Below are 26,828 nucleotides of genomic sequence, written 5' to 3' on the forward strand. Positions count from 1 at the left end.
TGCTCGCACCGCGCGAAATTCCGGTCAAGACACTTTGAAAGAATCGAGGGAATTCCCTGAGGAGGGCTGGAAGCCGCCTCTGACGTGAAACTAGGGTCCTGAAAAATGGGATAGACTGAACGCGGGAAAACGGGCGCGTCGCCCGTGTGTCATGCGTTTCGACCGGCTTTCACTTCTGACTTTGGGACCCATGGATAAGACGCTATTAAAGGGCCTTGCTCTGCTTGAAGCACTCGCCGGACATGGCGGCAAACCGGTTCCCATTCCCGTCCTGGCGCAGCAGCTCGGGCTGACCAAGAGCAACGCGCATCGCACCTTGCAAACGCTCGCGCATGCGGGCTATGCGACGCTTGACGAAACCACGGGAAGCTATCGCAGCACGTTCAAGCTCTTCGAACTCGGCGCGCGGCAGATGGCGCAGATCGACGTGCGGCAGTTCGCGTCGAGCCATATGCGCGTGCTCGCCGATTTCACGAAGGAAACGGTGCATCTGTCCGTTCTGGATGGCGCGCATGTGGTGTACGTCGATCAGATCGAGAGCTTGCAGCCCGTGCGCGCGCATTCGATTCTCGGCACGCATGTTCCCGCGTATTGCATGGCCACAGGCAAGATTCTGCTCGCCTATCAAAGCGAGGATTACCTGGAACGGTATCTGACGAATCTCGTCGCGCATACGGCATCCACCATCACGGACCTCGCCGAACTCAAAGCGCAACTCGCCCGCGCGGCGATCAACGGCTATGCGATCAATCGCGGCGAATGGGAAGAGGGCGTCGGCGGTATCGCAGCGCCCATCTTCGATGCGTTCAGGTCGCCGGTTGCGGCCATCGGCATCTCGGGGCCGCTCGAACGTTTGTCGGTGAAGCGCATGAAGGAACTCACCTCCACTGTGCTTGACGCAGCCAACGGCATTTCGCGCGTGCTGGGCGTGCGCTGAGTCTTCACACGAGCACGCGCTTTACTTCGCCGTCCATCCCCGTCATCGAATTTGCCGGCACATCGCCGGCGCTTTCGCACGCCTAGGGATTCCCCTCGCCGACGACAAATCCGCTTGACGGTTCTCGTCGCGCGATGTCACGATTTGCGCATTAATTTGAGATGAGTGTCCTATAAAACAGGACATCATCTCATGGGTCACACGTGACACACCGAATCCAACAACAGCGGGAGACAACTGCATGGACCTGAATACAGGCGGGTTGGTGGAAGCATCGGACGACGGCTCTCGAGAACTCGTCGCGAATCCATCCGACGCGAAAGGCTTCGAGAGACTGGCCATCCGCATTTCGAACTGGATGGAGCGCTGGTTTCCGGACTCATTCGTCATCGCCATGCTCGCGGTGCTGGCGGTGGCGATCGGCGCGCTGCTGATCGGTGCGCCGACGACGGCGGTCGTCAAGTCATTCGGAGACGGCCTGTGGAAGCTCTTGCCGTTCTCGATGCAGATGGCGCTCGTGGTCGTGACGGGCTATACGCTCGCGGTGTCGCCGCCGATGCGCAAGCTCATCACATGGGTTGCGTCGGTGCCGCGCAATGGCAAATCGGCTGTCGCGTACGTCGTGCTGATCGCGAACCTCACCGCCTTGCTCAACTGGGGATTCGGCCTGATCTTCGCCGGGCTTCTGGTGCGGGCGCTCGCTCGCCGGCGCGACCTGAAGATGGACTACCGCGCGGCCAGCGCCGCGGCGTTCATGGGTATCGGCGCGGTCGACCATCTCGGGTTGTCATCATCCGCAGCGCTGCTGCACGCTACGCCTGCCAGCCTTCCCAAGGAACTCTTCGCGATCTCGGGCCTCATTCCGTTCAGCGAAACCATCTTCACGTGGCAGAACCTCGTCGTCATTTCGGTGATGACGGCCGTCGCGATGCTGGTCGCTTACGTCACCGCACCGACCGGAAAGCACTGCCGCACTGCCGCCGATCTGAACATTGCCGTGGGCGACGAAGTGAAGACGCGCCTCAGCACGCGTCCGGGCGATTGGCTTGAGAACAGTCCGCTGCTGGTCATTCTCGTGGGAGGCATGCTACTCGGCTGGCTCGCGATGCAAGGCATGAGCAAGGGCTGGATGGCCATGACCTCCGATCTGAACTCCTACCTGATTCTGGTGCTCGCGCTGTCGCTGCTGGCGCAGTGGCGTCCGGCGCGCTTTCTTAAAGCGGTCAGCGATTCCGTGCCGTCCGTCGGCGGCGTGATCGTGCAGTTCCCGATCTACGCGGGCGTTGCAGCCATTCTCACCACGGCGATGAACGTATCGGGTCATCCGCTTTCGCACTATATTTCCGAGTTTTTCATCGGAATGAGTGGGGAGCACGGCTTGCCGGTGATCGTCTCCGTGTACTCGATTTTCATGGGATTCGTCGTGCCCTCCGCCGGAGCCAAGTGGGTACTGGAAGCGCCGTACATTCTCAGCGCCGGCAATGCGGTGCATAGCAACCTCGCGTGGCTCGTGAACACCTATAACGGCTCGGAGGCGCTGGCCAACCTGATCAATCCGTTCTGGATGGTGCCGCTATTGGGCATCGTCGGCCTGAAGGCGCGCAACATCATCACGTTCACGCTTCTTCAGTTCGTGTTTCTGGTGCCAGTGACGATTCTCACCTTCTGGCTTCTTTCCTTCACGATGCCGTGGCATCCGCCTGTCTTTCCTTGAGGGGCGAAGTTGAGATGATCTGCGATGGAGCGCGCGCGGTCGATGAATTCATCAGAATGCCGCGCTTCATTTTTCGTCATCGGTAAGCATCCAAAAGTTCGGCATGACGCTCGACGAGAACCCGGACACGAACGCCTTCACGTTGCCCGTTACCTCCTCATACACATGACGCCGAACGCGTCCGATATTCGCGCCGTAGACGTGGATGCTGATCGACACGCGGTCGTCATACAGGTTGCGCACTCGATGCACGTCGCCGACTGTCGGCGACACGCAATCGATATCGCCGACGTCGAGCACGCACGATTCACCGGCGAGCATCGGCACGTCGGCTCCGCGCGTTTCAAATCGAGTCGATTCCTCGGCGCCGCGCAACATGCCGATCATGCCCCACACGGTGTGATCGTGGATTGGCGTGCATTGCCCCGGCCCCCACACGAAGCTCACGACTGAAAAGCGCTGCTTCGGATCGCAATGCAGCAAGTATTGCTGATAGTGCTCTGCATGCGGCGCGGCGAATGCGTCCGGCAGCCAGTCATCGTGCGCGATCAGGCGCGACATCGGCGCGCGCAGGTCATCGAGGATGACGGTTTCGTGCACGCCGTCGCGCACGATGTCCGTGAGTTCGCCGACAAAATCACGCAAGCGCGCAATGCTCATGATGTTCTTCCGCCCTTTGATTAAATCCTAATTTATAGGATGCAAAAATCACAATTTGGTTTACACGATGCTCGCATCGTCGCAGAATGCGGTCAAGCGCAAGTGCGTTTGCACCCGCGGCGAACCAAGAGCCTCGCGAAAGAGGCCGGGCATGAAATGCATCCAATGGAGACGAATCATGCAGTCAGGGACATCCGGCAAGACGCGAGAGTCATCCGCGCGCACGATCCTGCGCGTCACGAGCGGCAATTTCCTGGAGATGTACGACTTCTCGGTCTACGGCTTCTACGCGTTGTCGATTTCACACGCACTATTTCCGCGCGGCAACGAGTTCGTCTCGCTGATGCTGTCGTTCGCGACGTTCGGCGTGGGCTTCCTGATGCGGCCGATCGGCGCGCTGGTGCTCGGCTCGTACATCGACCGGCGCGGGCGCCGCGCGGGCCTGCTGCTCACGCTCGCGCTGATGGCCGTCGGCATGCTGATGATCACGTTCGTACCGGGTTACGACACGATCGGCATCGCGGCGCCGGTCATCGTTGTGCTCGGTCGTTTGCTACAAGGGTTTTCCGCCGGCGCTGAACTGGGCGGCGTGTCGGTCTATCTCGCGGAAATCGCGCCACCGGGGCGGCGTGGCTTCTTCGTGAGCTGGCAGTCGGCGAGTCAGCAGGCCGCCGTTGTGTTCGCGGCACTGCTCGGTGTGGGCCTGCGTTTCACGGTCACGCCCGAGCAGATGAATAGCTGGGGCTGGCGCATTCCGTTTCTGATCGGCTGTCTGATCATTCCGGTGCTGTTCGTGATTCGCAGGCGCCTGCGTGAAACGAAGGAGTTCGAATCGCGCACGAGGCATCCGTCGAGCAGGGAGATTTTTGCCTCGCTTAAGGACAATGCGCGGATCATCGGCGGCGCGATCATGCTCGTGACGCTCACTGCGGTCATGTTCAATCTCATCACCGCCTACACGCCGACGTTCGGTTCGCGCGTGCTGAAGCTGCCAGCGATCGATTCGTTTCTCGTTACGATGGCAGTGGGTATCGTCAACTTCACGATGCTGCCGATAGTCGGCGCGATATCCGACAAGGTAGGGCGGCGCGCGGTGCTCACGGTGTGCGCGGTGCTCGTGATTCTCACCGCTTATCCGGCGATGCTGTGGCTCGTGCAGGCGCCGAGCTTCACGCGCCTGCTCATGGTGGAAGTGTGGTACGCGATGATCTACGGCTCGTATCAGGCCGGCATGGTGGTGGCGCTCACGGAGATCATGCCCGCGAACATTCGCGGCACGGGCTTTTCGCTCGTATGGAGTCTCGCACAGGCGATCTTCGGCGGCTTCACGCCGTTTATCTGCACGGCGCTCATTCAGTTCACGCAGAACCGTGCGGTGCCCGCGTTATGGTTGTCGTTCGCGGCGCTCATCGCCTTGCTCGCGACATTCCGCATGTTCGCGAAGCCGACGCCCGAGACGCGCGCGGCCTACTGATCGTCAGACGCCTGGCCGCTCGAATTCGCTCGTTTCCATCGCGAGCGATGCGACCGCGGCCACGACAGGATCGGTCGCCGTATGCCGGTGCAGCGCGACGAATTCCACCGGCCCGAGTTGCGGCGCGGTGTCGATCACGCGCAACTTGCCCGCCGCGATCTCCGCCTGATACGACATGTGCGGCAGAAGGCTCACGCCGAGTCCCGTCACGGTGAGATCGGCGAGCACGCGCACGTTGTTGCACGAGATGACCGGGCGATATTCGGCGCCGGCATCGCGGAACCAGCGCTCGATCACAGGATAGTGATGCGATTGCGACGACAGCCCGAGCACCGGCCATGCCGCGAGTTCGGCGGGCGTGAGCTTGCGCGAGGGAACGTCCAGCGCGGGCGCGCACATCCACACAAACTGATCGAAGCCGAGCGATATGGCTTGCAGTCCGCTTTCCACCACAGGACCCGTCACGAGCGCGAGATCGAGATCGCCGCTGCGCAGCTTGTCGACGAGCTGCGCGGTGAGACCCATGTCGAGCACGACGGCGAGATTCGGATAACGATCGCGCAACGTGCTCATCAGCTTCGGTAGCCAGGTGATGGCAACGAGATTGACGACGCCGAGCCGCACCGTGCCTGTCAGCGCGTCCTTGTCGCCGATCCGGTGACGCACGTTCGAAGCAAGCCTGACGATCTCGCGCGCGGCTGCGACGAGGTCTTGCCCTTTCGCGGTCAGACGAGCGCGGTGCTGACTGCGATCGAATAGCTCGATGCCGAGAGACCGTTCCAGCTCGCGAATGCGCGCGGACACGGTCGATTGCGTGGCATGGAGCGTTTGCGCGGCCGCGCCGAAACTTCCCGTGTCGACGATGCGAAGAAACGTCTCGAGTTGCCGAATGTCCATTGCGCGTTGTCGTGTGAGGATGCGCGGCTTCATCGACGCATTCGATGAGTCACGATCGGAATGTCTCGCTATCTTGCCGCATGAGTTGAGTCGTAGACTGGTTTTCATCGGGACACACCGGAATGCGAACCAGGAGACGACATGCAAGATCAGGCGATGATACTGGAAGAACCCCTGCACGAATCGAGTGAACCGGTGCGCATGACGCCGTTCACCGGACCGATTGCGTGGACGCGTGCTTCGCTGTCGCCGGACGATGGCATCGTGAAGATCAGCGAGGCGTGCCGTCGCGAACTGGACGAAGTAGTCGCGACGTTGCGCGCCAATCCGCTGCCGACCGCGCTATTGCGTACCGACGATTTCTCGCTCGAACGCTGCCGCGAGATGATGCGAGAGGCATCGCAACTGTTGACCGATGGACCGGGGTTCGTAATCGTCGATCGCCTGCCGATGGATCTGTGGACCAAGCAGGAGGCGACCGCGGTCTACTGGCTGCTCGCGCAGATGGTGTCGCGTCCGGTCGCGCAGAGCTGGGACGGCAAGATGATCTACGACGTGCGCGATCTCGGCAAACCGCCGGGCAACGGCGTGCGTCCCGACATCACCAGCGCGGAGCAGAATTTTCACACCGACAACAGCTACAACATCTGTCCGCCGGACTATGTCGCCCTGTTGTGTCTGCGGCCCGCGAAGCAGGGCGGCGTGAGCAGCATCGTGAGTTTCTATACGGTCTATAACCAGATGATCGAGCGTTATCCGCATCTGCTCGCGCGCCTTTTCAGGCCGTATGTCTTCGACCGCCAGCGCGAGCATGCGCCCGGCGACGCAACGCTCATCAGCCATCCGCTGTTTCAGAACGAAGGCGGACGCATGGTGTGCAGGCTGTCGCATCGCCATGTGATCGCGGGCTATGAGATGGCGGATCGCGACATGGATGAGGAAACGCGCGACGCGCTGCAAACGCTCGAAGCTGTGATGCTCGAACCGCAATGGACGCGCGATTTCTTCTTCGAGCCGGGGCAGATCCAGATCGTCGATAACCAGCGCTGCGGACATCGACGCACGCAATTCGTCGACTTCGACGAGGAAGACCGCAAGCGCCATCTGGTGCGATTGTGGCTGCGCGATGCGCATCGGCGCTTTTATAACGGCTGACGCGCCCGCTTCATTCCACCAGGTCCCTCAACCTCGACATATCGAGCTCGCGGGAATACACGAACGCTTCGAGCGCGAGCCAGATCGCGGCCATGTCGTTGGTCACGGTCGACGGCACGACGGGTATGCCAGTGTCTTCGGTGAAGGCTTCGCGCACGCCTTGCAGATAGCCTTCCGAATGTCCGACTTCGCCCGCCAGAAAAACCGCCTCCGGGTCCGCGACAGCGGCAACCGCACGTAACGCCAGTCCGAGATGCCGGCCGGCGGCGCGTAGCACCTCACTGGCCTTCGCATCATGCGATGCAGCCTGCGCCACCATGTTTTCGAGCAGACGCGCATGGGCGATCTCGTGCTTCGGCGTGCGCTCGTCGCCGGGCACGAGGTTCAGTTGCTGCAGAATCGCATGCCCCGACGCGAGCGTATCGAGACAGCCCACGCGTCCGCAGACACAGCGCAGGGTACTGCCGCTCATGCGCAAATGCCCGATTTGCCCCGCGCGATTGGCGCGGCCGCGCGCCATGCGTCCGTCGATCATCACGGCCCCACCGATGCCGAGCGCCGGCAGCACGAGCGCCGCGTTCGACATGTTGCGCGCCGCGCCGATGCGCTTCTCGACGCGCAGCAGCGCCATCGATCTGCCGTCGATCGTCACGGGCAGGTCGAGTTCCGCTTCCACCATGCGCGCAAGTGGCACGCGCGACCATCCGAGATTGGGCGACTCTGTCAACTCGCCGTTGTCGGGATCGACCGTGCCCGCGACCGTCACGCCGATGCCGAGCAGCCGAGAACGATCGATGCCCGTCGATTCGATCAGCCGCCGCGCCTCTTGCGCCGCGCTCGCGACGACCGAAGCGGGATCGTCGCTGTCGGGCAGGGCGATCTGATGCTTCGCGCGAATGTCCCCCCGCATGTCCGCGATGCAAACCCACTTGTTGTCGGCGCTGATGTTGATGCCGATCACATACGCGCCGTCGCCGCACAGACGCAGCGCGACGACGGGCCTGCCGGGCCGCAACCCGCCGCCGTTGCTCGCGATTTCTTCGATGAGGCGCGTATCGACCAGCTCGCGCGTGATGCGCGAAATAGCCGGCTCGGTCAGGCCCGCGATACGGGCGATCTCATTGCGCGCGACCGGTTCGTGTTCGCGTAGCAGTTCCAGCACGCGGCGTCGGTTGTCGCGGCGGATGTCCTGGGTCGAACCCACGGAGTTGTCCATGTTCTGTGCCTCGTACCGGAGGATCTAGTGGATTTCCCTTGATTACTTGTCGATGGAAATTATATCGCTTAAAGTAAATTACCGACGGCAATAAATCAACGAAAAGGCCGCGCGAATCGTCTGGCGAAGTCACTCAGGAGAAGAAATTCATGTCTTTCGAAGTGGACTACATCGTTGTCGGAGCGGGTTCGGCCGGATGCGTGCTGGCCAACCGGCTGAGCGCCGATCCCGCCAACCGCGTGCTGCTGCTCGAAGCCGGCGGACCGGACAACGATCCGTGGATTCACATTCCCGTCGGCTACTTCAAGACGATGCACAACCCGCGTTTCGACTGGTGCTATCGCACGGAGCCGGACCCGGGCATCGCGGGGCGGCAACTGCAATGGCCGCGCGGCAAGGTGCTGGGCGGATCGAGTTCGCTGAACGGTCTGCTCTACGTGCGCGGACAGCGCGAGGACTATGACGACTGGGCCGCGCTCGGCAACCGAGGCTGGAGCTACGCCGATGTATTGCCTTACTTCAGGAAGTCGGAAGATCAGGAAAGAGGCGCGAGCGCGTATCACGGTGTGGGCGGGCCGCTCAAAGTGTCCGATCTGAGGCTGCGCAGGCGTATCGCGGAGCGGTTCATCGCGGCGGCGCGCGATATCGGCATTCCGGCCAACGACGACTACAACGGCGCGCGTCAGGAAGGTGTCGGGTATTTTCAGCAGACTGCCTTTAAAGGCATGCGCTGGAGCACGGCGAAAGGTTTCCTCAAGCCGGTGCGGCATCGCGAGAATCTCATCGTCGTGACCGGCGCGCAAACGACACGCGTCGTGTTCGAGGAAGGCGATGCCGTGGGCGTCGACTATATCGAGAACGGCGTGCCGCAGCGGGCGCGCGCACGGGCCGAAGTCGTGCTGGCCGCGGGTGCGATCGGATCGCCGCAGATTCTTCAGCAGTCGGGCGTGGGTCCGGGCGCGTTGCTGCAGCAGGCCGGCGTGCGCGTGCTGCACGACCTTCCGGGCGTCGGCATGAATCTTCAGGATCATCTTCAGGTGCGGCTCGTCTTCAAGACACGCGAACGCACGCTGAACGACGAGGTCAACAATCCGCTCATCAAGACGTGGATCGGTCTGCAATACGCACTGAGCCGCACCGGACCGCTCACGTTAGCCGCCAGTCAAGTCGCGATCTTCACGCGCTCGGGCGAGCACATCACGCGCCCCGATATCCAGTTCCACATGCAGCCGCTGAGCGCGGACAAGCCGGGCGAGGGCGCGCACCGGTTCTCGGCATTCACGTCGTCGGTGTGTCAGTTGCGGCCGTATAGCCGCGGGCGCGTCGAGATTCGCTCGAACGATCCGCTCGCCTATCCGGCCATCCACCCGAACTATCTCTCCGACGAGCGCGATCATCCGGTCGTGATCGGCGGCATCAAGGTGGCGCGGCGGATCGCGCAGGCGCCATCGCTCGCGCCTTACATCACGTCCGAGTTCGTTCCGGGCGCGCAGTTTCAAACCGACGACGAACTGCTCGACGCGGCCCGCCGCTACAGCCAGACGATCTATCACCCCGCCGGCACCTGCAAGATGGGTCGCGACGCGATGGCGGTCGTCGATGAACGCCTGCGCGTTCGCGGCCTGGGACGCCTGCGCGTAGTCGATGCGTCGATCATGCCGGTCATCGTGTCGGGCAATACCAATGCGCCCGTCGTGATGATCGCGGAGAAGGCCGCCGACATGATCCTCGCGGACAAGACCGCGCTTTCGAGCGCGACCGTGCTGAAGGAGGTGGTCTAGCGGTCCGCCGCCCATCGCTTCGAATCACGCTGCATCACGCCATTCAAAACATCAGGAGACAGGAAATGCTCGCGCGTCTTTTCACTCTATGTTTGTTCCTTGCGTGCGCCGTGGCCGGAACGCCCGCGCATGCCGACGAAGACAAGTGGCCCGACAAGCCGGTCACGATCATCGTGCCGTGGCCGGCGGGCGGCGTGGCGGATTTCGTCGCGCGCATCGTGGGCCAGAAGATTTCGACGGATCTCGGCCAGGCGGTCATCGTCGAGAACCGTCCGGGCGCGGGCACCAATATCGGCTCCGACTACGTGGCCAAAGCAAAGCCCGATGGCTACACGCTCTTGCTTTCCAGCAGCAACAACGCGGTCAACACGTTTCTGTTCCGCAACATGCCGTATGACCCGGTGAAGAGCTTCGTGTCCGTGTCGCTGCTGGTGAACGTGCCGAATGTGCTCGTCGTTCATCCATCGGTGCCGGCGAAGACGCTGCCCGAACTGATCGCCTATGCAAAGCAGCATCCCGACGATCTCACTTACGCATCGGCCGGAAATGGTAGCCCCGCGCATCTCGCTGCCGAAAAGTTCAAGACAATGGCAGGCGTGCAGATTCGCAACATCACGTACAAGGGCGCGGCGCCCGCCGTGACCGACGTGATGGCGGGACGCGTCTCGATGATGTTTACGAATCTCCCCGCGTCGCTGAGCGCGATTCAGGCGGGCAAGCTGCGCGCGCTCGCCATCGGCAGCACGGCGCGCATGCCAGCCGCGCCCAACATCCCGACGCTCGCCGAATCCGGGGTGCCCAACTACGAAGCCAGCGCATGGTACGGCCTGATGGCGCCCGCGGGGACCCCGGCCCCGGTCGTCGCGCGGTTGCAGAAAGCGCTCGACGCCGCGCGCACGCCGGCTGCGCTGGATGCGCTGCGTCAGCGCGGCACCGACCCGAGGATTTCATCGCCGCAGGTATTGCAGCAGCAACTGCAAGCGGATCTGCAGACCTATGGTCCGTTGATCAAGTCTGCCGGCATCACTCTTGAATAAGCGAGGACAAGTCCCATGCGTCGCCCGAACATCATCCTTCTGATGGCGGACCAACTGACCGTGTTCGCACTCCAGAACTACGGCAACCGGATCGTCAAAGCGCCCCATATTGCCGCGTTAAGCGAGAACGGCGTCACGTTCGACAGCGCCTACTGCAACTTCCCGATTTGCGCGCCGTCGCGCTATTCGATGCTCACGGGACGGCTGCCGCACGCGATCGAAGCCTTCGATAACGCGAGCGAGCTCGCCGCCGCGCAGCCGACGCTTTTGCACTATCTGAGGCGGCTCGGCTACAGCACTACGTTGAGCGGCAAGATGCACTTCGTCGGCCCCGATCAGTTGCACGGCTATGGCGAGCGTCTCAACACCGACATCTATCCCGCCGATTTCGCCTGGGTGCCCGACTGGAAGGCGGGGCCGCGCAACGCCCCGACCGGCATCAGCATGCGCGCAGTGGTCGAAGCGGGGCCATGCATCCGCAGCCTGCAACTCGACTACGACGACGAGACCGCGTTCCTCGCGCGGCAGAAGATTTACGATCTCGCGCGCGGCGACCGCAATCGACCGTTCTTTCTGACGGTTTCGTTTTCGCATCCGCATTCGCCGTACACCGCGCCGCAGGAATACTGGGGCCGTTATCGTCACGACGACATCGACATGCCGCGCACCGGCCCGATCCCATTGGACGAACTGGACACGCACAGCCGCTGGCTGTACTACTCGCATGGCCGCGATCGCATCGAGGTCACCGACGAGCACGTCCGCAATGCGCGCCACGCCTACTACGGCATGGTGAGTTACGTCGACGACAAGATCGGCGAACTGATGAGCACGCTGAAGCAGGTCGGTTTGCTCGACGACTCCATCGTGATCTTCACGAGCGATCACGGCGAGATGCTCGGCGAGCGCGGCATGTGGTACAAGCAGACCTTCTTCGAAAGCGCCGCCCGCGTGCCGCTGATCATGAGCGGACCGGGCATCGGACAGGGACATCGCGTGCAACGCAACGTCTCTCTCGTCGATTTGATGCCCACGGTGCTCGCCTTTGCCGACGACGGCAATGTGAACGTCAACACACCGCTCGACGGCGCCGATCTGACGTCGCTCGCGTGCGGCGGGACCATGCAAGGCCCTGATCGCGTCGTCTCCGAATACAGCGACATGGGCGTGTGCGCGCCTTGCCGGATGATTCGCGAAGGCAGCTACAAATACATCTACGTCCACGGTCACGAGCCGATGCTCTTCGACCTGAGCCGCGATCCGCTCGAGCACGACAACCTCGCCGGCCGCGCGGAAGTCGCGGATATCGAGGAACGGCTGCGCGTCTCGCTGCTCAGCGACTGGACTCCCGACGCGATCCATCGACGCATCCTCGAAAGTCAGGCTGGCCGCGAGACCATCTGGTCGGTCATGCGGGACACGAGCAAACGGGACAACTGGTCGCACGAAGTGCGCAAGGGCGACAAGGAGCGATACGTACGCGGCGGCGGCGACGCCGAAGGCACGGTCGCGGTCAAGGGGCGCGCGCGCTTTCCCTATGTCGCGCCGGTCGCGCAGACAAGCGTCAGCGACCTCGCCATTCAGCCCGATGCGGTGTAGGCGGCTCAGTAGCCCATCCAGGAGAGCAGGAGATGAACAGCTTTTTGCGAATCAGGAAGGATCACATAGGCGGCACGCTGCTGACGCTGACCGGGCTCGTCTGCGTCAGCTCCGGCCTGCAGTATCACACCGGCTCGCTGAGCCGCATGGGTCCCGGCTTCTTTCCCGTCGCGCTCGGTGCGCTACTGGCTTTCGTCGGCGCGCTCATCGCGATCACGGCGAGCGGACAGGGCGCATCCGACGACGCCGCGAAGGAGCACGGCCACCGGCTGCCCGAATGGCGCGGCGCGCTGTGCATCGTGGTTTCGGTGATCGCGTTCGTACTCGTCGGGAAGTTTGGCGGCCTGATTCCGGCGACGTTCGCGATCGTCTTCATCGCATCGCTCGGCGACCGCACGAACACGATCAAGCATGCCGTGCTGCTCTCGCTCGCGATGTGCGTGGTGGCGGCCATCGTGTTTTCGTGGGCGCTGAAGCTGCAGTTGCCGCTCTTTGCATGGGGAGCCTGAACATCATGGACATGACCGCTCTTCACGATCTCTGGTTCGGCTTCGGCGTCGCGCTGCAAGGCTCCAATCTGCTCTGGTCACTGTTCGGCGTGCTGGTGGGCAACCTGATCGGCGTGTTGCCGGGCATGGGCGCGCTCTCGGCGATCTCGATCCTGATGCCGCTCACCTACGTGATGCATCCGGTGCCCGCCATCCTGATGCTGGCCGGCATCTTCTATGGCTCGCAATACGGCGGCGCGATCGGCGCGATTCTGCTCAACCTGCCTTCGCATCCGCCGCATGCCGTCACGTGTCTCGACGGTTATCCGATGACGCGCGCCGGAAAAGGCGGCACCGCGCTCGGCATCACGATGATCTGCTCGTTCTTCGCGGCATCGGTCGGCATTCTGGTGATGATCTTCGCGTCGCCGCTGCTCACGACGATCTCGTTCAAGTTCGGTCCGGCGGAACTCTTTTCGATCATGCTGCTGGGCCTGCTGGCGGGTTCAACGATGTCGCGCGGCTCGCCGCTCAAGGGCGTGGCGATGACCGTGTTCGGCATGCTGTGCGGCATCGTCGGCACCGATCCGAACAGCGGCACGTTCCGTTTCACGATGGGCGTGCCCGAACTCAGCGACGGCCTCGAACTCGTGGCGATCGCGATGGGCCTCTTCGGCGTGGCGGACTTTCTGCTCAACGTGAACCGGCTGGTCATCGTCGGCAACAGCGCGAAGCTGCGCGTGCGCGACATGTTCCCCACGCGCGGCGAGCTCAAAAAAGCGTTCTGGCCAATGGTGCGCGGCACGGGCGTCGGCACGCTGTTCGGCGCGATGCCGGGCACGGGGCCGACCATCACCACGTTCATCGCCTATGCGCTGGAACGCAAGATTTCGAGAAACCCCGAGAAGTTCGGCACGGGGATGATCGCGGGCGTGGCGGCGCCGGAGGCATCGGCGCATTCGAAGACCCAGGTGGATTTCATCCCGACGATGAGCCTCGGCATTCCCGGCGACGCCGTCATGGCGCTGATCCTCGGCGCGCTGCTGGTGCAGGGCATCACGCCGGGGCCGCAACTGATCGGCGAGCATCCGGACATCTTCTGGGGACTCGTTGCGAGCTTCTGGATCGGCAATGTGCTGCTGATGGTGCTCAACATTCCGTTGATCGGCGTATGGGTGAAGATGCTGCGCGTGCCGTATCGTTTCATGTTTCCGTGCGCGATGTTCTTCATCGCGGTGGGCGTGTTCAGCACGCAGAACAGCCTCTTTCATGTGTGGGAAGTGCTGGCGTTCGGCGTGCTCGGCGCGCTGCTGATGTGCCTGGGCTTTTCCGTCGCGCCGATTCTGCTCGGCTTCGTGCTCGGGCCGATGGTCGAAGAGAACTTTCGCCGGGCCTTGCTGTTGTCGCGCGGGGATGTGTCGGTGTTCGTGCAGCGTCCGATCAGCGCGGCGTTCATTGCTGCATCGACGATCCTGCTGCTCGCGGTGATGGTCTCGGCGTGGCGGAATCGGCGAGACAGGCAAGCGACGGCGCACGGACCGGATCACGATCCGGAGCAGACGGCGCGCGTGAGTGTCTCGTCGGAATCGGGCGGTGTCTGAAGTGAACCGGGGCGCGTGAGCGCCCCAATTTTCGTGCGAGGCAGCGCCACAAACCTGCGCTCAAAGCATCATTTCCATCTCATGCCAGGTCATGCCGCCATGATCGGAACTCGACGGTCTGACATAGCGATACCCCAGCTTTTCATAAAGCGCGACGTGACGCTCCTTGCACATGAGATGAATGGTCTCCTTCCCCATCGCCGTCATCTGCGAGACGAAGGTTCGCATCATCAGCGACGCATAGCCGCGCCCCTGATACGCCGGGTCGATTACCACTGACATGATCACGACGTTCGGCGCGGCGGGATCGTGTCCGATGAGTTCCTTGAACGCCTCATCGGACATGACCACGTCATAGGCGCATCCGCCATTGATGAAGCCGACGATCCGGCCATCCAGTTCCATCACGAGAAATCCCTGAGGATACTGCGCGATTCGCGTCGCGATTTTCTCGCGCGTCGCCGCTTCATCGCCTTCGTATGCGGATATTTCGATTTCGAAGCAGCGGTCGGTATCCGAAGGCACCGCTTGACGGAAAGTGGGCGTACTCATCTGCGTGGTTCGGGAAAGGTAAAGAGCAAGATAATAAAACCAATGCTAAATTGCACGTACTGCAATTTCTTCAGCCGATGCTGCACATCATGCATGATCTCCTCAGACGAGTCGATCTCAACCTTCTCCTCGTCTTCGACGCTCTCTCTCGGCATCGAAGCGTAGCCGCGGCTGCGGATGAACTCGCGTTGAGTTCATCCGCGTGCAGTCACGCACTTTCGCGCCTGCGCGACACACTGGAGGACGAACTTTTCGTGCGCTACGGCAATGGCATGCAGCCGACCGCGCGTGCCGAGCAGCTGGCGCCGGGAATTGAGGAAGCGCTGCGCACGCTCACTGGAGCTCTGGAAGATGTCGGCTCATTTGATCCATCGACAAGCCATCAGCTCTTCACTTTCGCCGCAACCGATTTCACGGCGTTCGCGATGCTGCCATCGCTCATTGCCGCGCTGGAGCGCTGCGCGCCTCACCTACGCGTCCGAGTGGTGTATTCCACGCATCGCGAATCAATTGATGAACTCGCGTCCGGGCGGGTTCAATTCGCCCTCGGTTTTTCCGATGAAAGTGAAGGTGCGCAGGCGGGACTGGAGTCGCTCGATTGTTTTGCGGACGATTACGTCGTCGCATTCAGGCAAGGACACCCGCGAATCGGGAAGAAGCTTTCGTTGGAACAGTACCTCGCCGAGCGTCATGTCGTGGTGACACCGTGGAACACGGAAGGAAGTGTCATCGATGCAGCGTTATTGCGGCTCGGACTGGAGCGGGATGTTTCCGTGCAGTTGCCAAGCGTGATGGCTGCGCCATTCATCGTTGCGAACTCAGATCATCTGATCACATTGCCTCGCCGGGTCGTTCAACAACTCGCTGCCGCCGTTCCGATTACCTTCCGTACCACGCCGTTCGATGTCCCGCGTTACGTGCTCAAAGCGTATTTTCATCGACGGCACTCGGCGGCACTCTCACATCGCTGGATGCGTCAGCAGATGCTTTGGGCATCGCGAGTGGTATCGGAAGAGACTGCGACAAGACAGTCATGAGCCGGTTCGTGTGAGTCTGCCCGCGCTTAGCAGAAAATTGCGAGCGCAGAGACTGCGCTGAATCGCGAGCTTCGCGGAGCAGGTCAGCAGTCCGTGGACTCGTCGAGTCGCGAAAAGCCTGGCGATCGGTGCTCGCGTGCGAACTTCCTACATTCGCGCATCATGCAGGCTTGTTTGTCGAGCTGCTGATTATCCGAAACCCGTCGTTGACCATTTGATGGTGTGACCGTCCGCTTTGGGTCGACTACGGGGCGCGGCGGTGACGTCTGGACCATCGCGCGTGCTGCGAGATTGTGCTACCCACGATGCCTCGCGCGCCTGCCAGGCTCCGGCGCGCTTCTCGGAGATAGCCTTGCTCTCAGCCCCCGTGACGCCGGATCACATCTACTGAGAAAGTTCCAGTCGCCGCCTTAGTGTACGGGGTTGCGAGCAGACACCTCAGTGGGACGAGCCATCACTCGTGCCTGCGAGAAGACCAACGCACCGTTTCCAGCAGGAACGCTGATGCAGCAGTCGACCGCTTTACCTCACCCACCGATTGCATCAATGGAGACGGGGCCGAACGAATCTTTATTTGAACCAACCCCATAGGCGAGGTAGACTGCCTATACGGAACTGCCAGTGGTGGATGCTGGAGCATACGCAGCCGACTTTGCCGATGCAGGGTGGGCTATCTCGACGGGGTAACGCATCATTGCAGGGACGGCGGCGGCCCTTCTAAAGCCGTCGATGTGAGAACGCCTCCACCCAAAAACTCGGCGAAACCGATCTCATGTGTTTCAACGGGCCTATATTTTGAAGAGCTTTGCAACGCTCACGCAAATCACAGTCTTCGTGCGTATCGGCGAACTCGGCAGCCTCTCCGCGGCGGCACGGGAACTTAATCTTTCCCCGTCGGCGGTTAGCAAAAGCCTTGCGCAATTGGAGGAGCGGCTAGGCGTTTTATTGGTGAAACGCACGACACGAAGCCTGACGCTCACCGAGACCGGTCGCATCATGTTCGAGCGGGCAAACGCGATTCTCTCAGAGATCGATACTACGCTCGACGAGGCACGCCAGTCCCAAAGAATTAAAGGTACCTTGCGGCTAACTTGCTCAATAGCATTTGGAAGCAGGCAACTCACGCCGATTCTGAGCCGCTACCTAGACGTCCAGTCCGAGGTGGATGCGAACATTTCGCTAGATGATCATTGCGTCAATCTTGCCGAAGAAAACTTCGACGTCGCCATTAGAATAACAAGCAACACGGATTCCACTTATGCCGCGCGTAAGCTCGCGATGATTCATTGGGCATATTGCGCATCTCCCGACTACCTCTCTAGTCACGGTGCGATCGAAGAACCTGATGATCTATAGAAGCATCGTTGCCTCGTTTACCCGGCAATGACTATGAACGGTGCCTGGACGTTCAGTCGCGGCGACCTATCAAGACAGGTCGCCGTGAAGGCATGCTTGACGTCCAATTCAAGCGTTGCGTTGCGTGAAGCCGCCCTTGGTGGTTTTGGCGTCGCATGCCTTCCCACCTATCTGGTGGCGGATGACATTGTCAACGGTAAGCTTATTCTTGTTCTGCCGGAGTTCCGCGCGGCAATCTCCCACACTCTCTATGCGATGTACTACCGATCTAAATATGCGAACGCACTGATTCGTAGTTTCATCGACTTTATCGTCGCTGAGATCGGAGAGATCCCATCTTGGGACCGGGCATTGCAAGATCCGACCGGCGTGTCAGCAACTGACTCAGCATGACCGCTTCAGTCGCGAGCGCGGACATCAATGAATGGTGTCCGCGTGTGACAAAACGCCGGCCTACTTCGAAAGCTTTATGCGCCGAATTGATCAAAGGCTTCCAGGACTCGTGTCGAGTAGACGAATGCTGCGCCTGCATTCAGGGAAATAGCGGTTCCCAAAGCGTCCGCAACTTCCTGTTTTGATGCCCCGGCCTTTTGCGCAGCTTGAGCGTGTGCTGCTATGCAGCCATCACAACGCGTTGTAACGGCTACAGCCAGGGCAATTAGCTCCCTCGTTTTCTCGTCCAGTGACGATTCCTGGGAAGTCGACCGGTTCAGGTCGGTGAAGGCCTTGACTATGGCTGGGGTGGCCTGAGCCAACTTGGTCGCGCCCGATCGAACATCTCCGAATATCTGCTTCCAATCACTCATGGTCGTACCTTCTCCTGTGCTAGAAAATGATCCCTTCAAATGTGCCACGCTGACTTCAATGCTCCAAAAGCTTGAAAAACGGTGATGCAACCAAGAGCAGGCCAAACAGAAAGACAAGTACCGAACTCGGCGTCCGAAGCTGCTTCAGAGCAGGTACTCGCCAGATGAGGCAGCATGGAATCAGACACGAGACGACGCCGAAGACAGGCACCGTGATCTGCATGAGAGACATTGCCGAAATTCCAAACACTACCCAAGCAACGAGCAGTCCGATTGTTCCAGCGGCGATGCAAAGCGGAAGTATCTTGTTGAACGTCTCGCTACGCACGATGACCCGATCAATTGCATTGACGACGATGCCTTTTAAAGCATCGTGGAACCCTAGATAAATTCCGAAGAATGCCGTAAAGATGGCCACGACATTGAGCAACGTCGACAGTATCCTTACAACATCGCCAGACATGACCTTTGCTGCCAGTGCTAAGGCGGAGATATTATTGTCCAACGCATACCGGGCTTCGGCAGGGGTAATCGACAGAAGAAACGAGAATCCGAAGAAAATAACGCAGACCACGAGAACGGTGTATGCATACCTGCTAGCTCGAAGAGCTCTGAAAGTTGCAATCCGTCGGTCTGACTCTCTCTTCCGAAAAGCGACGTTCATTGGGTTCAGGATCTGGACGAACAGGATCGAGAACATTGAGAACGGTAGGGTAAGCAGAAGGTCGCGAAGGAAACTCAGCGCGTTGGGAAAGTTAATGATGCCCAGATGCCGTATGTCCCAATATGGAATCATGGAAACGCCCAGAAATACGACAATCGATAGCTTCACCACGATCAAGGGACCGGAGATCCGAAACAGGAGCCGCTCACCTCGCGACGCGATGAGAACCATCGCGCCTATCAATAACGAGATATACCAGACCGAACTGCCCAGCGAGTGATGGGTTACGCCGTAGGTCTGAAGGTACGAGGCGCTATCCTTGGTGATTGCGGATGCGTAAGCGAGCATCCCCTTCAACAGCATGATGAAGTACGCAACTCCTAATGCGGCACCCCAGTTCTTTCCAAGATACTGAGTGACAATATTGGCATAATCATCACAGCTTTCGGTGGCGGAGAGCGATTGGAGATAAACCTTGGACATGCAGTAAACCGCTGGATACGCGATCATTAGCGATGTGATGGAAACCCAAAATCCCTTCACGCCCATTTGTATCGGAAGAAAGATTATCCCTGACCCGATCGCCATCCCAATGCAAAGCACAATCCAGCCCACGTCGTAGGCCCCAAGCTTGGGATATGAATTCACATTATCATTTGCGTTCAGAAATGCACCTGTTGTGGTCTTCATCGCAAATTCTCCAATACCTTCCACATTTCAGTCTCCGTAATTTTTGGGTAATCAAACAGCCGGAGAGAGTGCTCCTCCGGCGTTGTTCGATTTAAGCAAGTGTCCTTTGTTGTTGGAAGCGCGACTTCTTCATCGCACTTGTGAATTTTGCGAAAGAATTTAGTGGTTCGCTTGTGGGGTTACGCGCTTTGTGCGCCACGCACGCGCCATGCTGGAAGCAAGGCGATCGCGAGCGCAGCAGTTGCGACTGGAAAAAATGCAACGATGCAAACTGCTACCCATCCATGTGTAGAAAGCAGGCCGCCAGAAGCAAAAGATCCAATAACCAACGACCCGAATACTACGAAGTCGTTGACGGATTGGACGCGAGTCCGTTCCTCGGGGGAATGACACTCAAGCACAAGCGCCGATGACCCCAGGAACCCGAAATTCCATCCAATGCCGAGGAGTATCAGCGATGTCCAAAAATGAGCCACATCAAGTCCTGAAAGTCCGGCGAATGCGGCGAGTGCAATGAACGCAAGTCCGGATAACACGATTCGTGGAGCGCCAAAACGCGAAATAAGACGTCCCGTGAAGAAGCTAGGGGCGTACATCGCCACGATGTGCCACTGAATCCCCATGTTGGATGCCGCGCGCGTGATTCCGCAGAGATCCATTGCAAGAGGCGCGGAGGTCATGAGGAAGTTCATCATCATGTAACTCACCATTCCACTAAGCATTGCCGTCAAGAGCCGCGGCTGGCACAGTATCTCGCTTAGCGTCCGCCCTCCGGTTACGACTTCCGGCGTATGAAAGCTAAATTTGACTCCCCGAAGCACGACTGCCGAGAGGGCAGCGACTACGGCTGCTGCAATGTAAGTCACCGCGAAGGCATGTGGGGGCCAGAGGTTCATCGTTATGTTGGCGAGTTGCGGCCCTAGAACACCGGCGAGTACCCCACCCACCATCACGGTAGAAAGCGCTCGTGCCCGTTTCTCCAAAGGAACGCAGTCCGCGACTGCGAATCGGAAGGTCAGCACAATTGCTGCATAAGCGCCACCGAACAACATCCCGACGCAAAACAGCCAGAACGACGCCAGCAAAATCCCGGCTGCTGCTAGTAACCCGACTGCAACCCCACAAGCATTGCCAGTCATGAAGGCGACCCGCCGACCATACCTGCGGGCGATAATGCCAGCAGGTATGGTCGCCATTGCCATGCCCGCAACGAAGATCGATATCGGCATTGTTGCAAGCGATGGGCTTGGCGCGAGTTCGTTTCCGATGATGGCGCCAGTAGCATAGACCACCGCCGAGTTCGCACCTGCGAAGGCCTGGGCCATAGACAAACGCAGCACATTTTGATCGATGCGCATGCTTTTCATATCTCCTGCTCCATTTCCGCGACTGGCACACCGTGGTCACGCAGCGCGTTCGAAAGCCGATCGAGCGCTTCATCGATAATCGCGCGGGGGCAGCCAAGGTTGATTCGCATGAAGCCCGAACCACCTTCGCCAAACTTCGTTCCTCGATCAAGCCACACACGTGCGCGGCGAAGGAGGAAGTCATTCAACGCAACATCGTCCAATCCGAGCCGCCGAAAATCGAGCCACGCGAGGTAAAGCGACTCGGTCGGCGTGACTGCGAATGGAAGGTTGCGCTCGACGACTCCGGCGGCGAAATGCGCATGATTTCCTTGAATGTAGTTAAGCATCGCATCTGCCCACGGCTCCCCGTATCGGTACGCTGCCTCGCATGCAGCTGTGCCAATGGTATTATTGAGAGTCAATCCGGACTTTTCACACTGAGCTCGAAACGCTGCGCGCAGGCGATCGTTCGGGATAAAAACATTCGCGCATTGCAGCCCTGCTAGATTGAACGTTTTACTTGGTGCAGTACACGTTATTGAGTGCTGTGCCATCCTCTCATCAAGACTTGCATACGGCACGTGTCGCCTACCGAAAACGAAATCCGCATGCACTTCGTCCGAAATAACCACAATGCCGCGACGTTCGCAAATCTCCGCCATAGTACGAAGTTCTGCGGGAGTCCAGACGTTGCCGGTCGGATTATGGGGATGACAAAGGATGAATAGCTTCGTTTCCGTGGGAAGAGAGGACTCGAACGCGTGAGGATCAAATCGGTATCGTCCGCCCTCTAGTTGAAGAGGGACCTGAATCAGGCGTCGACCATTGATCACTACGTCATGGTGAAAGTGAACGTAAACGGGAGTCAGGGTGGCTACGTGGTCGCCTGGTTGGGAAAAAGCTTGCATTGCCATGTTGATAGCGTTCACAACACCTGGCGATTGGGTGAGCCACTCAGCTTTCGTCTGCCAGCCATAGCGGCGAGCATGCCATTGCATCACCGCATCGACATATGAGTCCGGCGTACTTCCATACCCGAAAATCCCATGATCCAGCTCGCGTTGAATGGCATCCCGGATCGGCTGGGCAATCCGGAAATCCATGTCGGCAACCCACATTGGTAGAGGATCTGCGGCGTATTGCTCGGGAGTCAGCCGTTTTCGGGCTCCGGCCCACTTGTTCGAGTTCGAATTACGGCGGTCAATGAGTTCGTCGAAGTCGTACATGGTCAACGCTCGTGAGATGGGGAAGTAGCATTGTGTTCCTGGCGAACGCCCCGCAAAAGCGCGATATACGACGAGCACCTTTGAATTTTGGTCACAAATGGAGCCGCAGCGGCTCGGTGGCGAGCAGGTCCTGCGGAGTTGTCAACCAGTCCAGCACATCCGAATACAGATCGATTTGTTCCATTAACCGGCCGTCTCGATGGCAACAACCCAAATATCAACTCGAGTGCATACGGGGGCGGCGCCAATTCGTCACGCGGCGGAGCTTCGCTCGAGTCAATGAATACGGGTCCACGGGAATCCAATCCACTACTAATCGAAAGCGACCTTGCAAACGGCGGTCGTGCCCCCGGATGGCGGGACATTCCGACGTAGGTACTATGACAGCGAGGAATCGGTTAGGACGTCGTGCGAGTTGATGACGGCGATGTTTGAAGGCGACTGGTAAAATTAGGCATCTGATTTCAGGCACGCACGATGGGATTCGAACAGTTCGCCGCGTTCAAGGCGCAGCTGAACCAAGGCACGAACCGCAAAGAGGTTGCTTCACGCTTGACGTCATCGCCAGTGGACGTCACCCGGGAGCTCAAGGACCATTGAAGCCTCCGCAGAACGTCTGCTGACGCAGCCGCGCGCGCAGTCACCACAATGCAACGACATTTCGCGCACGCGTTTCCGCACAGTCCCGCATCAAAGGTGCCCCTCAAGGCTGGGATTCTCAAGAACGTGCGTGCCCGAGCGGCCTCGCTGGGACTCGAGACAGCTCCAATAGCGTTGACCGCGGCACCGTCGAAGGCAATGTGCGCTTGGATCTGACCGGCGCAATCACTGGCGTTGTCACCGCTGTCGAAGCAGCGTACGGCAGGAGTCAGGAGAAGACTCGGCTCGCGCGCAGGCGGAAGCAGATTAAGAGCGAGCGTCGTGCTTGCGCAGAGTACATTTGATATAACTAAACTGATCGAATTGTCGTTTGCATTCCTGATTTCAGGGCTCGACCGTAGCGATTAATGTCAAAACAGTGGCTCGCCCTCGTTAGATTTGGTGCGAAATACGTTGTACTATAGGTGCGTTCCCTGCTCCTTTGCGTCCATGTCCGACGTTCTCTCCGATGAAACCCGCCTCGCGGCCGATATCGAGCGCCTCAAGGTCGAGTTCCCCAAGACGCGCGAGCTCTATCGCGAGGTCTGTGCGCTGCTGTTTTTCCGCTTCGGCGTGCCGCCCACGGCCAATCGCCTTTACAACCTGGTCCGGCGCGGCACCATGAGCACGCCCGCGTCGGTGCTGAGCGAGTTCTGGGCGGAGTTGCGCGAGAAAAGCCGGGTGCGCATCGAGCATCCCGACTTGCCGAAGGATCTGAGCGACGCCGCGGGCGAACTAATCGGCACGCTGTGGACGCGCGCGACGACCTCGGCGCACGCTAACCTGACTGCGCTGCGCGATGAGGTCGAAGCACAGCGCGCCGACGCGCAGCAAAAAGTGGTTGCGGCCCGAGAAGAACTGGGCCGTACAGAAACGGCGCTGGAGCAGCGCACCGCAGTGTTGCTGGCAGCGCAGGTGGAAATCCGTGAGTTTGAGCGGCAGCGGGCTGAAGTCGGCCACGCGCAAAGCGCTCGAGGCGGAGATCAAGCGTCTCGGTGAAGAGGCCCTCGCACGCGAGCGAGAACTGGAGACGGTCCGTCACACTTTCTCGCGCGATCTGGAGAAGCTCCGCGAGACGGCCGGCCGTGCCGAGGAGCGCTTACGCGCATCCGAAAAGCGGGCGCTGCTGGAAATCGATCGGGAACGCAGCGCCACGGCAAAGGTTCAGAAAGAATTAGCCGATGCGGCTAAGCGGGCAGAGAAGCGAGAGGCCGAGCATCGTCGCACCGTCGAAGCGCTGCAGGAGCAGCAGGGCGACGCCCGCCATCAGACCGGCGTGCTCCAGGGCAAGCTCGCTGCGCTCGAAGCAGCACACAAGTCACTTCAGGAGCAGTTGAAGTCGCTGCGCGGAACAACGACGCGGCCCGCGGAGCGGCGCGCGCAGCCGGCCGAATCCAGTCCGCCAGTCAGACGAGTAGCCCGAAAGGCCGCCGTGGGCAAAACGGCGAGGGCGAAAGCTCGAACGTAGATAGTGACCGGGTGGCGCCAGTGAGTGGCGCAATCCATGCCATTTGGCGCCCTAGACCCGCCGACGGCGAAAGGAGTGAACGGATGAGAAGATCGGCGGAAAACAAATTGCGGGTCGTGGCGGTGCGCATCGACCCCGTCATCGAGCAGCGGTTGCGGGTGCTGGCAGAGGCCACGGGGCGCAAGCAGTCGTTCTTCATGCAGCGGATGATCGAGGAAGGCATCGACGCGATGGAACAGATCTGGCTGTCGCCGGAGACGCTAACCAAGGTTCGAAATGGCGATTTGCCCGAGCTGCTCGCCGCGCACAACACGACCTCGGATCTGTTCGACCTTGATGCGACCGATGCATCCTCGTAGAAGCGGCGGTCGGCTGTTTTCGTAGCGGTTCGGTAAGATCGCGTTTGTTTTCAATAGAGAGGAAGAGACTTCAATGAACAAGCAGGAACTGATCGACGCGGTTGCGTCGGAGTCGGGTACGAGCAAAGTCGCCGCAGAAGAGACCATCAATGCCGTGTTTGAGACAATTTCGAAAGCCGTGGCCGCGGGAGACGCCGTTCAACTGATCGGCTTTGGATCATTCGGGACCGGCGAACGCGCCGCCCGGACCGGTCGGAATCCGCAGACCGGTGCGACGATTGAGATCGCGGCGGCCAAGACTGTCAAGTTCACGGCAGGTAAGGCCTTCAAGGACGCCGTCAATCAGTCGTGAGCGAAGGCGGGATTCAGTCATCGCCGCCACGTCAGAAGAGTTGATCGTCCAACGGTCGTAGGTTGTTCAGCTTGACTGCCGTGAGACGTTCGGTGCCGTCCGCGTGGATCGATCGGATCATGATGCGCTGCCCACGGGCTTCACCCAACACCTCGACGATGCGGTCTTCATAGCGCACGAGGGTCCCGCGTGGCGGTTTGCGTTTCATTCGGCGGAGACCGGTCGTTGAGGGCATGGGCGGGCAAAAGCGGCTGCGTCGTTCGCATTATGCCAAGCCGCGGCGCCCGCGCCACCGTGTCGTTAGATCGTCACTTCACAGCCACAGAGAAGAGTAGAGGCATGCGCCGCATCGTTGTACGTTCTTCGCCCGTCCATGGACGCGGCGTCTTTGCGCTCACCCGGATCCGGGCGGGGGAAAAAATCCTCGAGTACAAGGGCAAGCTCGTGTCGTGGCAAGAAGCACAGCGTCAATACGCGCGATCGGCGGCCGAAGACGGACACACGTTTTTCTTTGATCTCGACGACGGGCGGGTGATCGACGGCGCGCAGGGCGGCAACTCGGCACGCTGGATCAACCACAGCTGTGCGCCGAACTGTGAGTCCGAGCAAGAAGGCAGTCGTGTCTTCATTCACGCACTCCGTGACATTGAGCCGGGTAGTGAAGTCTTTATCGACTACCTGCTCTTTGTGGAGGGCCGCCAGAGCGCGGCGTTGAAGCAGCTGTATGCCTGCCGCTGCAAGGCTTCGCAATGTCGTGGGACCATGCTGGCCCCGCGTCGCTGACCGCCGTCCTGCTTCGTTGATCAATGATCTGAGATTTGACATTCCGATCCGGTGCCGACGGGATAGCCTGCGCGTATTCGACCTGGCGATCGAGGCTGGCATCATGACCTTCCCCGGCACGACAAAATGGACTAATCTGGCCCATCTTCACGATCAAGTTGACTGAGCGCGATGACGGTACCGCAGACGATGCAGCAACTCGATATCTTCGCCGACAGCCGTGACGTGATGTTGCGTAACGACGTGCTGGAGCATCTGCAGCGGCGCACGGCGGGCGCGGCACAAACGGCGCTCCGTCTTCTGGCCGATGAATTTCCGAATGATGGCGCGTTGTCCGCGATGACGGTGCTGACTGGCGAATTAGAGCCCGCATCGACCGCACCCTTGACTGACCATGCGGCCCTGTCCATTGCCCGTCGCCACCTTGAGGACGTGGTGGCGACGGCCGCCCGGCGCGTCTTACCCGCGCAGCGCGTCCACGCATGGCTGGCACCGAGCTGGCGAACGCTCGCCCAGCGGGCCACCGGGCTGGTCTATCGCGGCGCCGACCCTGAGCACCACGCCGCGCCGCTTTGGCTTCTCGCTGGCGACTGGCGGGCGGCGCGTGAATCGGTCGAATCGATTGAATCCTGGTGGCGAATCCCGGCGCCGCTCGCGTGGATGACGGAGGCGTACTACCGCGCCGATGGTCTGGATGCGGCGTGGCCGCTCATCGCAGAACTGGCGTGGCTGGCACCAGCACGGATCGCCGCACTACTGGCCCGACTGGGCGACGCGTCACTGGACGGGTTACGCCGGCGCTTCGATGCGGAATTTCCTGGCAGCGGCGAGGTGGGCGATTACGCTTGGTTTCCGACTTGGCTCCTACTGGTTAAGCCAGCACTCGCTGGCCGGCTCGAATCGGCGCGTGTGCAGCGAGATCACGTGGCATCGCGCGCGATGGTCCTGTTGGCAGAGATTCAGCGCCGGGAACACGAAGGCGACCAGC

At 60.3% G+C, this 26,828-nt stretch carries 23 protein-coding genes and 2 pseudogenes; 16 read left to right on the top strand and 9 right to left on the bottom strand.

All coding sequences use genetic code 11. From position 1 onward, the window contains the following. Positions 1-190: 190 nt before the first annotated feature. A complete protein-coding gene (locus AWB78_RS31665) occupies positions 191-937 on the top strand; it encodes an IclR family transcriptional regulator (RefSeq protein WP_062610572.1) in 747 nt (248 codons plus the stop codon). Positions 938-1,178: 241 nt separating this feature from the next. After that, a complete protein-coding gene (locus AWB78_RS31670) occupies positions 1,179-2,651 on the top strand; it encodes a short-chain fatty acid transporter (RefSeq protein ID WP_082883490.1) in 1,473 nt (490 codons plus the stop codon). Between the two features lie 66 nt (positions 2,652-2,717). Here the strand turns inward: AWB78_RS31670 and AWB78_RS31675 are convergent, their stop codons facing one another. Continuing rightward, a complete protein-coding gene (locus AWB78_RS31675; protein WP_062610573.1) occupies positions 2,718-3,311 on the bottom strand; it encodes a cysteine dioxygenase family protein in 594 nt (197 codons plus the stop codon). Between the two features lie 178 nt (positions 3,312-3,489). Between AWB78_RS31675 and AWB78_RS31680 the strand changes: the two genes are divergently transcribed. Beyond that, entirely contained in the window at positions 3,490-4,785 is a 1,296-nt protein-coding gene (locus AWB78_RS31680; protein WP_062610574.1) for an MFS transporter, read from the top strand. Between the two features lie 3 nt (positions 4,786-4,788). Here AWB78_RS31680 and AWB78_RS31685 read toward each other — a convergent pair whose 3' ends face one another. Beyond that, positions 4,789-5,682, bottom strand: coding sequence for a LysR family transcriptional regulator (locus AWB78_RS31685; protein ID WP_198399391.1), 894 nt, complete (start codon positions 5,680-5,682; stop codon positions 4,789-4,791). A gap of 141 nt (positions 5,683-5,823) precedes the next feature. On the opposite strand from AWB78_RS31685, the gene AWB78_RS31690 reads away from it, so the two are divergent. Further along, positions 5,824-6,837, top strand: coding sequence for a TauD/TfdA family dioxygenase (locus tag AWB78_RS31690; protein WP_062610576.1), 1,014 nt, complete (start codon positions 5,824-5,826; stop codon positions 6,835-6,837). Between the two features lie 10 nt (positions 6,838-6,847). Here the strand turns inward: AWB78_RS31690 and AWB78_RS31695 are convergent, their stop codons facing one another. Continuing rightward, a complete protein-coding gene (locus tag AWB78_RS31695) occupies positions 6,848-8,053 on the bottom strand; it encodes an ROK family transcriptional regulator (protein WP_062610577.1) in 1,206 nt (401 codons plus the stop codon). A gap of 149 nt (positions 8,054-8,202) precedes the next feature. Between AWB78_RS31695 and AWB78_RS31700 the strand changes: the two genes are divergently transcribed. The 5 genes from AWB78_RS31700 to AWB78_RS31720 all read left to right on the top strand — a co-directional run bounded on the left by AWB78_RS31700 (position 8,203) and on the right by AWB78_RS31720 (position 14,559). Beyond that, positions 8,203-9,834 (top strand): GMC family oxidoreductase, encoded by a 1,632-nt coding sequence (locus AWB78_RS31700; protein WP_062610578.1) that lies wholly within the window; start codon positions 8,203-8,205, stop codon positions 9,832-9,834. 65 nt (positions 9,835-9,899) lie between these two features. Further along, positions 9,900-10,871, top strand: a complete 972-nt coding sequence (locus AWB78_RS31705) for a Bug family tripartite tricarboxylate transporter substrate binding protein (RefSeq protein WP_062610579.1) — start codon at positions 9,900-9,902, stop codon at positions 10,869-10,871. A 15-nt stretch (positions 10,872-10,886) separates the two neighbouring features. Next, positions 10,887-12,470, top strand: a complete 1,584-nt coding sequence (betC, locus tag AWB78_RS31710) for a choline-sulfatase (protein WP_062610580.1) — start codon at positions 10,887-10,889, stop codon at positions 12,468-12,470. A 32-nt stretch (positions 12,471-12,502) separates the two neighbouring features. Then, a complete protein-coding gene (locus AWB78_RS31715) occupies positions 12,503-12,979 on the top strand; it encodes a tripartite tricarboxylate transporter TctB family protein (protein WP_062610581.1) in 477 nt (158 codons plus the stop codon). 5 nt (positions 12,980-12,984) lie between these two features. Beyond that, complete coding sequence (locus tag AWB78_RS31720) at positions 12,985-14,559, top strand: tripartite tricarboxylate transporter permease (RefSeq protein ID WP_082883494.1); 1,575 nt, start codon at positions 12,985-12,987, stop codon at positions 14,557-14,559. A 60-nt stretch (positions 14,560-14,619) separates the two neighbouring features. Here the strand turns inward: AWB78_RS31720 and AWB78_RS31725 are convergent, their stop codons facing one another. Further along, on the bottom strand, positions 14,620-15,111 hold the full coding sequence (locus AWB78_RS31725; RefSeq protein ID WP_062610582.1) for a GNAT family N-acetyltransferase: 492 nt from the start codon (positions 15,109-15,111) through the stop codon (positions 14,620-14,622). 89 nt (positions 15,112-15,200) lie between these two features. Here AWB78_RS31725 and AWB78_RS31730 point away from each other — a divergent pair, with 89 nt between their 5' ends. Beyond that, positions 15,201-16,148 (top strand): LysR family transcriptional regulator, encoded by a 948-nt coding sequence (locus tag AWB78_RS31730; RefSeq protein ID WP_198399392.1) that lies wholly within the window; start codon positions 15,201-15,203, stop codon positions 16,146-16,148. A gap of 774 nt (positions 16,149-16,922) precedes the next feature. Beyond that, positions 16,923-17,897: pseudogene (locus AWB78_RS31735) on the top strand (LysR family transcriptional regulator). A gap of 74 nt (positions 17,898-17,971) precedes the next feature. Here the strand turns inward: AWB78_RS31735 and AWB78_RS31740 are convergent. From AWB78_RS31740 to AWB78_RS31755, 4 genes are all read right to left on the bottom strand, one after another. Further along, on the bottom strand, positions 17,972-18,310 hold the full coding sequence (locus AWB78_RS31740; protein WP_082883492.1) for a carboxymuconolactone decarboxylase family protein: 339 nt from the start codon (positions 18,308-18,310) through the stop codon (positions 17,972-17,974). A 55-nt stretch (positions 18,311-18,365) separates the two neighbouring features. Continuing rightward, complete coding sequence (locus AWB78_RS31745; RefSeq protein ID WP_062610584.1) at positions 18,366-19,664, bottom strand: amino acid permease; 1,299 nt, start codon at positions 19,662-19,664, stop codon at positions 18,366-18,368. Positions 19,665-19,843: 179 nt separating this feature from the next. Continuing rightward, entirely contained in the window at positions 19,844-21,031 is a 1,188-nt protein-coding gene (locus AWB78_RS31750; protein WP_062610585.1) for an MFS transporter, read from the bottom strand. Further along, positions 21,028-22,239, bottom strand: coding sequence for a MalY/PatB family protein (locus AWB78_RS31755; RefSeq protein WP_062610586.1), 1,212 nt, complete (start codon positions 22,237-22,239; stop codon positions 21,028-21,030). The genes AWB78_RS31750 and AWB78_RS31755 overlap by 4 nt, the downstream gene beginning before the upstream one ends. Positions 22,240-23,328: 1,089 nt before the next feature. Between AWB78_RS31755 and AWB78_RS31760 the strand changes: the two are divergent. The 3 genes and pseudogenes from AWB78_RS31760 to AWB78_RS31770 all read left to right on the top strand — a co-directional run bounded on the left by AWB78_RS31760 (position 23,329) and on the right by AWB78_RS31770 (position 25,057). After that, positions 23,329-24,346: pseudogene (locus AWB78_RS31760) on the top strand (DNA-binding protein). Positions 24,347-24,429: 83 nt separating this feature from the next. Further along, a complete protein-coding gene (locus AWB78_RS31765) occupies positions 24,430-24,705 on the top strand; it encodes a YlcI/YnfO family protein (RefSeq protein WP_062610587.1) in 276 nt (91 codons plus the stop codon). 73 nt (positions 24,706-24,778) lie between these two features. Continuing rightward, on the top strand, positions 24,779-25,057 hold the full coding sequence (locus tag AWB78_RS31770; RefSeq protein ID WP_062610588.1) for an HU family DNA-binding protein: 279 nt from the start codon (positions 24,779-24,781) through the stop codon (positions 25,055-25,057). Between the two features lie 31 nt (positions 25,058-25,088). Here the strand turns inward: AWB78_RS31770 and AWB78_RS31775 are convergent, their stop codons facing one another. Then, positions 25,089-25,265, bottom strand: a complete 177-nt coding sequence (locus tag AWB78_RS31775; RefSeq protein WP_232477954.1) for a hypothetical protein — start codon at positions 25,263-25,265, stop codon at positions 25,089-25,091. A 131-nt stretch (positions 25,266-25,396) separates the two neighbouring features. On the opposite strand from AWB78_RS31775, the gene AWB78_RS31780 reads away from it, so the two are divergent. Beyond that, entirely contained in the window at positions 25,397-25,840 is a 444-nt protein-coding gene (locus AWB78_RS31780; RefSeq protein ID WP_082883495.1) for an SET domain-containing protein, read from the top strand. 189 nt (positions 25,841-26,029) lie between these two features. Then, positions 26,030-26,828, top strand: a 799-nt coding sequence (locus AWB78_RS31785; protein ID WP_232477955.1) for a hypothetical protein, incomplete at its 3' end; no start/stop codon positions are given.

The sequence above is a fragment of the Caballeronia calidae genome, from assembly GCF_900044055.2.
In the GTDB taxonomy this organism is placed as follows: Bacteria; Pseudomonadota; Gammaproteobacteria; order Burkholderiales; family Burkholderiaceae; genus Caballeronia; species Caballeronia calidae.